This window comes from Kaistella solincola, from assembly GCF_000812875.1.
GTDB lineage: Bacteria > Bacteroidota > Bacteroidia > Flavobacteriales > Weeksellaceae > Kaistella > Kaistella solincola.
In genome coordinates this window covers 212,924-226,108 of the sequence record NZ_JSYK01000003.1, presented here as the reverse complement: position 1 = coordinate 226,108, position 13,185 = coordinate 212,924, and the positions used below count along the sequence as shown (strand labels likewise).

Here is a 13,185-nt window from a genome sequence, read left to right as displayed (position 1 = left end):
AACAGCTGCTAAAATTTCATTCGTTGAATGCGAACTGCATTTAAGATTGCCAACAAAGCCACGCCGACATCCGCGAAAACTGCTTCCCACATCGTTGCCAGGCCGCCGGCTCCCAATATCAGCACCACTGCTTTAACCGCAAAGGCGAGGAAAATATTCTGCCAGACAATTTTGCGGGTTTGTTTTCCGATGTTGATAGCCATTGGAATTTTGCTTGGCCGGTCATCCTGAATAACGACATCAGCAGTTTCTACGGTAGCATCGCTACCTAGACCGCCCATCGCCAAACCGACATCACTTAAAGCAACGACCGGCGCGTCATTCACACCGTCGCCAACAAAAGCTACGCTTTGTTTTTTTGCCTTTATTTCCTCTATTTTTTGCACTTTATCTTCGGGAAGTAAATCGCCGAAAGCATTTTCAATTCCGAGCTTTTTCGCCACAAACTGCACGACGGAATTTTTATCACCGCTTAACATGGTAGTTTTTACACCTAAAGATTTCAGTTTGTCAATGGTTAGCTGCGCATCTTCTTTAATACTGTCCGCAACCGTTAAATAGCCAACGTATTTTCCACCGTAAGCAACAGCAATTAAAGTATAAGCGATTTCGGTAATATAGCTGTCGTATTTTATGTCGAATTTATCGAGCAGTTTAAAATTTCCGACAAGCAATTCTTTACCATTTATTTTAGCTTTTAAGCCATGACCGGGAATTTCTTCAATGTTTTCGACATTTAAATCGGTGTTGACTTCACCAACGTATTCGTGAATCGCCGTCGCGACCGGATGCGTGCTTTTGCTTTCCACCGCATTGACCATTTCTAAAATTTCGGTCTGGTTAAAAGCCGGATGGAAATGTACTTCCTGAACTTTAAAAACACCTTCGGTCATTGTTCCGGTTTTATCCATTACCACATTTTGAATATTGGCAAGAACATCTAAAAAATTACTGCCTTTAAATAAAATTCCGTTTTTACTGGCGGCACCAATTCCACCAAAATATCCGAGCGGAATGCTGATGACCAAAGCGCAGGGGCAGGAAATTACCAGAAAAATCAGCGCGCGGTAAAGCCAGTCTGCAAAAATATAATTTTCGACGAAAAAGTAAGGAAATAAGGTAATTCCGATGGCTAAAAAAACCACAATGGGCGTGTAAATTTTGGCAAACTTGCGGATAAAAAGTTCCGTTGGAGCTTTTTTGCTGGTGGCATTTTGCACCATTTCCAGAATTTTGCTGAGTTTGCTGTCGGTGTAGGCGGTGGTAACTTTCACCTCCACCACAGTATTGAGGTTAATCATTCCCGCAAGCACGGTTTCGCCTTTCAGCTTGGTGTCAGGTTTACTTTCACCGGTTAAAGCTGCGGTATTAAAAGCAGCTTTATCGGAAAGCAGTTCACCATCTAAACCTATTTTTTCACCAGGTTTCAGCTGAATAATTTCATCAATTTCCACTCTTTCAGCTTTAATTGTTTCCGGTTTATTATTTCGTAGCACGGTCACTTCGTCGGGACGCTGATCAAGTAACGTTTTAATGTTTGCCTGCGCGCGGGAAACTGCTAAAGTTTGAAAAACTTCACCAACGGAATAAAAGAGCATCACGGCGACACCTTCAGGATATTCGCCGATCGCAAAAGCACCGAGTGTCGCCAAACTCATCAGGAAAAACTCCGAAAAAAATCCGCCCTGCAAAATACTGCGCCAAGCTTCTTTCAGCACCGGCAACCCGACCGGCAAATAGGCGACAACATACCAGACAATCCTCACCCAGCCGGTAAACCAATCGGGTTTTAGAAAATGTTCAAAATACAGCGCAGCCAAGAGCAAAACCAGCGAAATGATACTTGGTAAAAACATTTGCCAGCTACTTTCTTCTGTTGTGCTGTGGTCGTGTCCATCATGATCATGCCCGTCGTGGTCGGTGTGTGTGGGAATTGCTTTTCTATCCAAAAGCTCCTCTGCACCGGCTTTTTTGTAGATTTTTTCTTCTTCGGTACAGCAGATTTGTCGGCCTTTGGAATCGTAGGTATGTTGGTGTTCCATTGAAAATAATTTGGTTGGAATGCGAAGCTTCAATTTGCTTGCCGCGTAAAAATCCTATTTAAGCAAATCGCAATTTTTTGCCAGAATAGCGGCAAATAAATTCAGAAGTCAAATTATCGCTATTCCTGTAAATTTAATGAAAGTAAAAAAAGTGGCAAATAGCGGCGAATTTTGAAATATGGATTGCACCGAAAAATATGGGGTTAAAACGGCAAATTTTTCGAAATCGAAAAGCTACCGTTAGACAAATTTAATTCAAAAAAAAGCGTTCAGTTAAAAACTGAACGCTTATCATTGAAAGTGGTCTCTCCAGGAATCGAACCAGGGACACATGGATTTTCAATCCATTGCTCTACCAACTGAGCTAAGAGACCTTCCGTTAATTGAGTGGTGCAAAAATAGCATCTTTATACATACTACACAAATGATTTTTGCATATTTTTCTCGGAAACACCAAGTTTATTGATTATCAGGAACTTTATTTTCCTCGCGGCGGATATGTTCACTCATTTCTTCCAAAACCGGCTTAATTGTGCTTTCCGGTAATTCGCTGATGCGGATGTACATCAGGCCGTCAATAGCGTCGTTAAAGCTCGGGTCAACATTAAACGAAATAACTTTTGCATTTTGCTTAATATATTTTTTAATAAGCACCGGCAAACGCATTTCCGGTTCCAAATCGTCAATAATCCGGTCGAGCTTATTCAAATCTGATTCTACTTCATCGAAAAACAAGTGCTTATCGCGTTCTTTTAAGTGAACCTTAAATTCATGTTTCGGGTGAATATATTGCGCCACCGCGGAATCGTAATAATTAGAGCGCATAAATTCAATCATCAATGATTTTGAAAACTCCGAAAATTTATCGGAAATACTCACGCCGCCCATTAAAAATTTATGATCCGGATTTCGCAAACAAACATGTACAATACCGCGCCACAAAAGAAAAAGCGGCAAAGGTTTCTGCTGATATTCTGCGGAAATATAGGCTCTTCCCATTTCGATGACTTTGCGGAAAAATGGCTGTAATTCCGGATCAAATTCGAAAAGCGAACTGGTGTAAAAACCGTCTAGTCCAAATTTTTTCATCACTTCAGCGCCCAAAGCCATTCGGTAAGCACCGACTAACTTTTCTGCCGCGCTGTCCCAAAGGAAAAGATGGTGATAATGTTCATCATATTCATCCAAATCGAAAGGCAAATTGCTGCCCTCGCCTATTTTTCTAAAAGTAAGTTCACGCTGGCGCCCTATTTCCCGCATAATTGACGGTATTTCGGCATACTGCGCAAAAAATATTTCATAATTTCCATTTCGGAAAAGCATTTTTTCTGCCTTTTGAAGGGCTTTTATTTCCAGAAGAATATTTTCCGCAGGCGTTTCATCAATTATATTCTGGACTATATTCCCTTCTTTGTGAATAGGAAAATTGAGTTTTAAATTGGGAATATTTAAACGTTCGGCAAGTGATTTCCGTTTTTCGTAATAGGATTTCAGCATGTAGATTTTCTTCTGCAGAAATTCGCCCATTTCTTCCACAGAATCGTGATCCATTAAAAATTTTACCGACACCGGCTTTCCAAAACGGATGCGGATGGGTTTTTCGCGCTTGTTCATCATTTCAGCCGGAAGCAAAAGTGTCTGCAAATCCGGATGAAGTTTCCCCAATCGGTAGAAAAGCTGACTGTTTTTGGCATGAAAATACATGGGTACAACGGGAACTTTCGCAATTTTAATTAATTTTAAAACAGGTAATTCCCACTTTTTATCGCGGATCTCATTGAATTTATTATTCTTATTGGAAACTTCACCAGCCGGAAAAATTCCCACGCAGCCGCCACTTTCCAGATGTTTCAGCGTTTCGCGCATGCCAGTAGAACTGTTCCGAAGCACTTTCCGGTTTTCAAACGGGTTTACCGGAATGACGTACGGTTTCATAGGTTCGATTTTTTCCAGAAGGAAATTACCCATAATTTTAAAATCCGGTCGTATTTCGCTTAAAATCTTGGTCATTAAAATACCGTCAATAGCACCGAGCGGATGGTTTGATACCAAAATAAACGGTCCGGTTTTCGGAATTCGCGCCAGATCTTCTTCAAAAACAATATATTTCAGTTCCCGATAGCGTACGAAGGAATCGAAAAAATCTTTTCCTTTTTTGTCTTTCAAAAAGTCGTACATGCGGTTAACTTCGTCGATCTTGGCTACACGCATTACGGCAGAAGCTATGGGACTGCTCAAAATTCCGAGCTTGCTGAGGCCGGAAGCTTTGATTAAATCTGTTTTCGAAATAAGACTCATAAACGGTTAATTAATGACGACCTGCAAAATTTTCTGCGAAATCTGCTCCAACAAGATATTTTTGTTCGGGTAAAGTTTCGGCGCTTCTTCTATTTTAGCATTTCGAATGGTGTATAATGAAACGTTGCGCACAAGTTCAGTTTGAAAACCTTCGGTAAGATCATTCACCAAAAGATCGATCATGTGGTACGTATCTTCAAGGCAAAGATCCAGAGAAATTGCCGAATTCTGCATGAGGGAAATCTTAATTTTATGCTTCGCAAGCAACGAAAAAATCAGACTTAAATGTTCTTCAGCAATAAATGAAAAATCACGGGTCGCGACGCGCAGTAAATGCTGATTTTCCTTTAAAATAAAGGATTCCTGATTGTTTTTTTCCAGATTTGCGCCGACTTTTGTACCTTTTTTTGTGGGCTCTAAAAAAGATTTCACATAAAACGGAATATTTTTCTGTTTCAGCGGCTGCAAAGTTTTCGGGTGAATTACCGATGCGCCGTAATATGCCATTTCAATGGCTTCTTCGTAGGAAATATTTTCAAGCAACGAAACATTTTGAAATTTTCGCGGATCGCCGGTCATCACACCCGGAACGTCTTTCCAAATCGTTAAAGCTTCTGCATTCAAACAATAAGCGAAAATTGCCGCCGAATAATCCGAGCCTTCGCGGCCGAGAGTTACTGTAAAACTGTTTTCATCTGAACCGATAAAACCTTGAGTTACGTAACATTCTTCGGTGCTTAAAGTTTTAACCCGTTCTTCGGTTTCATCCCAATTTATCGTTCCTTCGCGGTAATTGCTGTCGGTTTTTAAATATTCGCGCGCATCACACCAAAAATTCGGGAAACCGATTTCCTGCAAATATTCGCTTAAAATAACCGATGAAACCATTTCGCCACAGCTCACCACCTGATCGTACACAAAGTTGTAATGAGGAGATTTGTTTCGCTGTAGGAAAGAAGTTGCTTCGTCGAAAAATTCATTAATTCTGTTAAAAACCTGATGATTTGGGGCAAAAAGAGCTGTTGCGATCTGAAGATGGTTTTGCTTTATTTCTTCCAGCTTATTTTGGTAATCCTGTTTCGCGAAATAATCTTCTACCACTTTTTCCAGCGCGTTGGTGGTTTTTCCCATTGCCGAAACGACAACCAGACATTTTTGAAAACCCTGAGTTCCCAAGACCACCGCCACATTTTTTACTCCTTCAGCATCTTTTACCGATGCACCACCAAACTTAAATATTTTCATTTAGAACGTTCAATTTCAAATAGTTAGTATAATTTTTAACCTGCTGAAAAGCGCAGATTTCAGCTGTCAAAATTATCAATTTAGAACGAATAAAAAAAACGGCGGTTTTCACCAATTTTATTTAATTTAAAACAGAATTTTTGGTGCTTTTAGCCGGTAATTTCGCAAATGTTTTAGACGAAAATCCAAAGAATTTTCCGAGATTTGTAAAAACCCAAAAAGTAAAAAAAATGTCAGAACAGTCGTTCCAAACCCTTGGTGAGTTTATCATCGACAAGCAAGAAGATTTCATGTATTCTACGGGCGAACTTTCCCGCCTGCTCAGTGCGATCCGGTTAGCATCGAAAGTGGTGAACCGCGAAGTGAACAAAGCCGGTATCGCCAATATTATTGGAAAAGTTGGCAGTGAAAATATTCAGGGTGAAGAACAGCAAAAATTAGACGTATTAGCTAATGAAATTTTCATCGAAGCTCTATCTCAGCGGGAAGTCGTTTGTGGAATTGCATCGGAGGAGAACGACGATTATATTGAAGTGAAATGCGGTTCCAACGCGCATTTAAGCAAATATGTGGTTTTAATCGATCCACTGGATGGCTCATCGAACATTGATGTGAATGTTTCTGTAGGAACTATTTTTTCAATTTACCGCCGCGTTACTGAACCTGGTTCGCCGGTCGGAATCGAGGATTTTTTACAGAAAGGGGTGAACCAGGCGGCCGCAGGTTATGTGGTTTACGGTTCGTCCACAATGATTGTTTATACCACCGGAAACGGCGTAAACGGCTTTACTTTAGACCCAAGCTTGGGAACTTACTACCTTTCTCATGCAAACATGGAATTTCCGAAGACCGGAAAGATTTACTCCATTAATGAAGGAAATTATATCAAATTCCCGCAAGGCGTAAAAAATTATATCAAATATTGCCAGCGTGAGGAAGATGACCGGCCGTACACTTCGAGATATATCGGAAGCCTGGTTTCGGATTTTCACCGGAACATGATTAAAGGCGGAATTTATATTTATCCATCAACATCACAATCGCCAAACGGAAAACTGCGTCTGTTGTACGAATGCAATCCGATGGCTTTTCTGGCGGAACAGGCAGGCGGAAAATGCACCAACGGTTTCGAAAGAATTATGGAAATCGAGCCTACCGAACTGCATCAGCGTGTACCTTTTTTCTGTGGCAATCGCGAAATGGTAGAAAAAGCAGAAGAATTTATGGCTGCAGCTGCGGAGAATTAAATATCAAAATTAACTAAAACCCGGTCAGAGCGTGCTCTGACTTTTTTTATGAAAACAGCGACCTACAAACCTCATACGTTAGATCTTAAACAGGCGAGCGGAACTTCGCGCGGAATTTTAACGGCTAAAGAGACCTTTTTTTTCGAAATTTCTGAAGATGGCAAAACCGGAATCGGTGAATGTGCACTTTTCCGCGGTTTGAGCTACGAAGATATTCCGGAATATGAGGAAATGCTGCAATGGCTGTGCGAAAACATTAATGAAAATAAAAAAATCCTTCGCAAAGAACTTTTACATTTTCCATCAATTTGGTTTGGTTATGAACAGGCGATGCTGAATTTAAAAAACGGTGAAGACCTTTATTTTCCGAGCGATTTTTCCGAAGGTTATGATTCCATAAAAATCAACGGTTTGATTTGGATGGGCGACACCGATTTCATGAAAAAGCAAATCGAAGAAAAACTTGAAGATGGTTTTACTTGCCTTAAGCTGAAAATTGGAACTGACTGGAATGAAGAAAAGAAAATTTTAAAAGAATTGCGGCAAAAATTTTCAATTGATGATTTGGAATTGCGTGTTGATGCGAATGGAGGTTTTACGTTCGATGAAGCCAAAACTGTGCTTCGCGAACTTCATGATTTGGATGTGCATTCCATCGAACAACCGATAAAAGCAGGGCAAATTGAACATATGGCAGAACTTTGCCGAAACACGCAGACACCGATTGCGCTGGACGAAGAACTGATTGGAATTCTGGATTTCGAGAAAAAAAAGGAACTTTTAACCCAAATAAAACCACAATACATTATTTTAAAACCTTCGCTCGTTGGCGGATTTTCCGGAACCGATGAATGGATTTCTTTTGCTGAAAACTTAAAAATCGGCTGGTGGATAACTTCGGCGCTGGAAAGTAACATCGGTTTAAACGCGATTGCGCAGTACACTTTCACCAAAAAACCGAAAATTCCGCAAGGTTTGGGAACCGGTGGACTGTTTACAAATAACTTGGAGACGCGTTTGGTTCTTCATGGCGATGAGCTGATGATGCGCTAAATTTTACTCCTGAGAATTTTTAGCCACGATATTTTTCACAATTATTTCAGCATGAATGCGCGAATTTTCGATAAACCAAAGATGCGTGTCTTTTCCGCCGCAAACCACCCCGGCAAGATATAAACCAGAAACATTGGATTCCATCGTGGTTTCGTCGTAAAGCGGTTTCAGGCATTCGTCCTGAAGCTCAATTCCGGAATCTTTCAGAAATTCAAAATTTGGTAAATAGCCGGTCATTGCCAAAACAAAATCATTTTCAATCTCATGAACTTGCTGGTTTTCGTCTTTAAAAATGATGGTTTGCGGCGTAATTTCCAGCACTTCAGCGTTAAAAAATGCTTTGATGCTTCCTTCGGTAATGCGGTTAATTATGTCTGGTTTCACCCAGTATTTAACGCTTTTTGAAATTTCTGCATGCCGGATAATCATGGTAACCTGAGCACCTTTTCTATAGGTTTCCAGCGCGGCATCAACAGCGGAATTGCTGGAACCGATAACCGCCACTTTCTGGTTTGCGTAGGGATAAGGTTCAGAGTAATAATGGCGCACTTTGGGCAAATTTTCGCCTTTTACCTCCATTAAATTGGGAATGTCGTAAAAGCCGGTAGCGATAAGTACGTTTTTAGCTAAATAGGAATTTTTGGTCGTTTTAACGGCAAATTTTTCGGTTTTGCTGATTTCTAAAACTTCCTCGTAGAGATTGATATTGATTTTTCGCTGGCGTGCAATTCCCTGATAATATTCCAGTGCTTCTCTCCTGCCGGGTTTGGGCGCGGTGGAAATGAATGGAATATCTGCAATTTCCAGTTTATCCGCGGTAGAAAAAAACGTCATGTACAGCGGATAATTGTAGAGTGAATTTACGATGGTTCCTTTTTCAATAATCAAATAAGAAAGGCCGGCTTTTTCGGCTTCGAGCGCGCAATTCAAACCGATCGGTCCGCCACCTATAATTACAATATCATATACTTTCATATTGCAAAGATAATGAACCGAAATTTTGGGTGCTAAATGGGCAATTTTTTTTAAATTAATCGGTTAATCTCTGTTTTTCAGCAAAACCCAGCCGGTGTAAACCTTGCCGTCCGGCAACGTAAGCACATACCAATAGGAATCGGTGGCTACGACGCGTGATAAGGTTTTACCATCCCATTCAAGGCGGGTAGCACTTTCCTGCTCGTATATTTTTTCCTGGTACCTGTTGTAAATTTTCAGGTTTAATTTTTCACCATTGAACAAATCAAGCTGGTCGATCAGCCAGGTATCGTTGATCCCGTCTGAATTTGGCGTGAACGCATTTTGAAGTTTCAAACCATTTTTCGGCTCGCCAAGACACGCAGAATTTGCAAATTTGACATAAAAAGTGTTTACGCCAAACGGTAAATTATCGGCATTGAAAAGGTTGCTGGTTTGGAATTTTACACCATCGGAAGAATATAAAATCGGTTTATCGCCAGACGCATTGACGGTGAAAATTTTACCATTCAGAACAACACTGTTTATAATTGGCACTTCGAAGGGTTTTACATTGAATTCAGTTGAGAACGTACAGCCGTTCGCAGAAGTTACATTGATTTTGTAGCGCCCGCCTGTTTTCACATCTAATAATTTATCGGAAGTTGAAACAACTTTTCCGGAAGCATCGACCCACTCAAATTTTGTTATATTTAAACCAGAAAAATTAGGTTGGATATTCGCAGGTTCCTGAAGGCAGAAATATTGATCTGGAATCGTAAACATGGGCGTTTTTTTCAGATTAACTGTAATTTCTGTTTTCTCTGCACAATAACCTGAAGCGTGCACCTTTACGAAGATTTTTTTAGCATTACCACTTAATGAATAAGCTGCTGGTGTGGAAATTTTGTTTCCAGCATATAAATCTGCCAAGCTTTCGAAATATTCGAAAGTTGCTGTCTGTCCGTAAATAGCATTTTGCAGCTGAGTTAAATCGACAACTTCATTGTTGTCGTTATTAGCGTCACAAACATTAATGGCCGATTGCCCGGACTTCAACGGAACTTTCTTACCGTATTTTAGCTCTACTGGTACCACGTCAAAACAACCCGGCGCATTTTCTACACGAACCCAAAGTCGGGTAAGTGTGGAAGGAAAAGAGTAAGAAGCGGGATTTGCAATGGGCGCACTCGCTAAATTATTAGCCTCGTTTTCAGTTTTAAAAAATTTGAAAGTGTATTGCTGCAAATTCACGCTGTTACCCAAAATAATTTGACTTGTGTACTGTGTTAAATCCGCTTCAAATAAACCATCTAGATTATTATCACATAAACCTGTAATTTCAATGCTTTGTGCCTTTGGAGGATAAGCAATCAACAAATTAATCGGTGCGACCGAATAGCAAGATTGTGAGTTGGAGGTGAATCTTGCCCATAGCGTTATTGTTCCATTCGCACTGGTATTATAGGTGGACGGAATTGGATTTATCCCGGCTTCTGCATTAGCTTTGGTTTTATAGTATCTTACAGTAAGATCATTGAGGGAATATGTATTTTTTGCCGCTTCAAATAACTGTGGTATGGCATCTTTTAGCTCGAAGGTTTCATTTGCATCGTTTTGAAAGTCGCATTTTTGTAGTGGAGCAATTTTTTGATTTAAAACAATTACCGGTTTGAACTTAATGTTCAAATTTAAGGTGCTTACTGAAAAACATTCGCCGGCATTTATGACCTTGGCGTACACTATTGTACTGCCTTTTACAGGAAAAGCTTTTGGATCGGCAATATATCCTGAAAGGGTGTTCGTTGCGGAGTTATAAGCCGTATAATACTGAAATTTTACCGTTGTCGTACCGGTAAAGATTGAACGTTCAAATTGGGTGATATCAAAGGGTTCTTTTCCGTCATTATTATTGTCGCAAATATCAGCAATTGTCGGCGCTACGCTGGAAACAACTACGGGCGTTTCACCCAAAGTAATATTTATTGCCTGAATTTGGGTAGCACACGCAGACTCCACCCTTACCCATATTTTTTCACCACCACTGCTTACGAGCAGTGATGTTTGCGGGTTAGTTTTATTTTGTGCATCTGTTTCATTAATATAGTATGTGACTTCATTGACCTTTTGTGACCCGATAATTTGTGGCTCTAAATTGGTCAAAATCACGGTTTCCTGGCCGTCAAGTCCAACATCACACACCACCGCTTCGGGTTTCACCACTATTTTAATAAGATTCAGTTCTAATGTTTTCAAAGCATAACAACCGGTCTGGTCCGTGAAACGAACGTAAAAAATTTTAGTTTCAAAACTTCCGTTAATGGTTACATTTTGCAAAGCGGGAATTGCATTGATATTGTTTACAGCATCAGCGAACTTCACAAAATATGCAGTGGTGATACCTGGCTGATCTGGCGCCAGCATCTTTTTACTTTCTACATCTAAATCTACAGGAACAACCATTGAAGTTCCATTAAAACACACATCAATCGCAGCATTTTCCGCTAAGACTTTGTTAAAAGTTACATCCAAATTCACCACTGCAATACTGAAACAAATGTCGCCTGGATTTTGTACCCGCACGTAAATTGGATATTGACCTTCATGAATGGTTTTCAAATTAGATGGCAAACCGGCGTAAGCATCATTTTGGTTTTCATAAAAAGTTAAGGTTGCACTGGCATTGGCTCCACCGGCTCTTATTAATGGCCCTAAATTTGAAAGAAAATCGAAAGGTTCCGCACCATCACTGAGCTCATCACAAATAGTAATTGGCGGATAACTCACCGGAGCCGGAATTGGCGGTGATTGTAAAAAATTTACCCTTATAGGCCCGAAAATATTTGAGCAAGTTGAACTTTCGTACTTTACAAAGAGTTGCGTGCTATTGTTTAAAGTAGTTTTGGTGACTTGGTTGGTATTATTTTCCGCGTCGGATCTGGAGAGAAAATAGCGCAGTGTGCCGTCAATTGGCAAAGTGAAAAGCTGCTGATCTAAAATGCTAAGATCCACATTGCTTTCCACTCCGTCATTATTAATATCACATAACGAAACAGTATCGGTAAGAATACTGGTGGCTATAAGTGATAGACTTAAAACAGCAGTCTGAAAACAACTTGCGTCATCTTTATTTTCAGCGCGCACATATACGGGAGAATTGCCCACCGTGTAGGTTTTCGCCAAAGGATTAGTGCCATTTTGTGCATCCAGCAGTGTCGGATGAAAACTAAATTTAAATTTAGTTGGATCTTGTGTGGTAAGATTTTTAGCATAATCATCTAAGTTCACAACCTGAGAAGCTGCGCCGCAAAAAACGTTGGTGTAATCTTTTAAAACCGGAAAATTTGCGGCAAAAGTTACAGGAAATTCATCCTGTAATATATTGGCAATGGTGCCGCAAACGGGATATTCAATTTTTACGGTATAAATCTCATTTTTAACCGGGCAAACCGATATTTTTTCGCCATTTCCAATTTTTTCATTGGCGGAATTGTACCAGGAAAGTGTCGGCACCACCGGTGATCCAGCAGGAGTAAATTTCCATGCTTCCTTTTGTGCACTCCATATACCCGTATTTCTATTCGGCGGAGAATAACCAAGAGAACCATCGGAATTAATGATTCCCAACAGCGAATTTTTAAATTTCGCCCCGTTACAAGGTGCAGGTTTATTTTCTACAAAAATTTCAACTGTATTTGTTCCTTCAGAAAGTACAATTTGAGTAGTTGAAGTGTAACCTTCGCAGCCCCAAATTGTTCCGCGATAAAAACTTACGATAAATTTTCTGGCTGGTGCTGAGCCTATAGTTTGGTAATAAATTTCGGAATCTTCATTTTTAGAAAAGATAAGATCCTGATAAATGCCAAAAATACTATTCTGAGGTAACGTTTTACTTGGGTTACTATTAACAACATTCGGATAATTTTGGCTGCCAACTGGTACTGCATCGAAACTTACTACCCCATTGTTACCAACCACCACCTGATTATAACTGTTTCCGAAATAACAGAAACCAAAAGGTAAAGAAATTTGATCGGTAAACCTATCATCAGCCACCTGACCAGCATTCAGTTTTGTGCCGGAATTATACGGGGCGGGCGGTGAATATGGAATCGAGGAAACATTATAGGAAGTGGTCTCGGATAACACCGGAACATCTTTCACCTGAAGCTCAAGGCAATTGCCCGTCAGCGGATAATTACAATCGATTTTCGCCTCTTGATTTCCGCGGGAATCGGTAATCTTGGGTGCGGTATTAGTTTGTTGTGCCGAAACCTGAAAGGTGAAAAGCAATATGGTATATAAAAAAAATACTTTCTTCGCCATCTTGTACAGTAATTTTTCTG

The 13,185-nt window shown here is 40.2% G+C and carries 7 protein-coding genes and 1 tRNA gene; 2 read left to right on the top strand and 6 right to left on the bottom strand.

The window, feature by feature from the left end:
- Window positions 1-8 precede the first annotated feature (8 nt).
- From OA84_RS05055 to OA84_RS05040, 4 genes are all read right to left on the bottom strand, one after another.
- The gene (locus OA84_RS05055; protein ID WP_039343369.1) at window positions 9-2,042 is read right to left on the bottom strand and encodes a heavy metal translocating P-type ATPase; all 2,034 of its coding nucleotides are present in this window, start codon (window positions 2,040-2,042) and stop codon (window positions 9-11) included.
- A 301-nt stretch (window positions 2,043-2,343) separates the two neighbouring features.
- Window positions 2,344-2,416: transfer RNA gene (locus tag OA84_RS05050), tRNA-Phe, on the bottom strand.
- Window positions 2,417-2,501: 85 nt separating this feature from the next.
- Window positions 2,502-4,340: a lysophospholipid acyltransferase family protein gene (locus tag OA84_RS05045; RefSeq protein ID WP_039343367.1), complete on the bottom strand. Its 1,839-nt coding sequence runs from the start codon at window positions 4,338-4,340 to the stop codon at window positions 2,502-2,504.
- Window positions 4,341-4,346: 6 nt separating this feature from the next.
- A complete protein-coding gene (locus tag OA84_RS05040) occupies window positions 4,347-5,585 on the bottom strand; it encodes an aspartate kinase (RefSeq protein ID WP_039343363.1) in 1,239 nt (412 codons plus the stop codon).
- A gap of 230 nt (window positions 5,586-5,815) precedes the next feature.
- Here OA84_RS05040 and fbp point away from each other — a divergent pair, with 230 nt between their 5' ends.
- The gene (gene fbp, locus OA84_RS05035; protein ID WP_039345709.1) at window positions 5,816-6,832 is read left to right on the top strand and encodes a class 1 fructose-bisphosphatase; all 1,017 of its coding nucleotides are present in this window, start codon (window positions 5,816-5,818) and stop codon (window positions 6,830-6,832) included.
- Window positions 6,833-6,880: 48 nt separating this feature from the next.
- Window positions 6,881-7,885, top strand: a complete 1,005-nt coding sequence (locus OA84_RS05030; protein ID WP_039343360.1) for an o-succinylbenzoate synthase — start codon at window positions 6,881-6,883, stop codon at window positions 7,883-7,885.
- Window positions 7,886-7,888: 3 nt separating this feature from the next.
- Here the strand turns inward: OA84_RS05030 and OA84_RS05025 are convergent, their stop codons facing one another.
- Both OA84_RS05025 and OA84_RS05020 read right to left on the bottom strand, forming a co-directional pair.
- Entirely contained in the window at window positions 7,889-8,860 is a 972-nt protein-coding gene (locus tag OA84_RS05025; protein ID WP_039343358.1) for a YpdA family putative bacillithiol disulfide reductase, read from the bottom strand.
- A 63-nt stretch (window positions 8,861-8,923) separates the two neighbouring features.
- Window positions 8,924-13,165, bottom strand: coding sequence for a T9SS type B sorting domain-containing protein (locus OA84_RS05020; RefSeq protein ID WP_084060855.1), 4,242 nt, complete (start codon window positions 13,163-13,165; stop codon window positions 8,924-8,926).
- Between the last annotated feature and the right edge of the window lie 20 nt (window positions 13,166-13,185).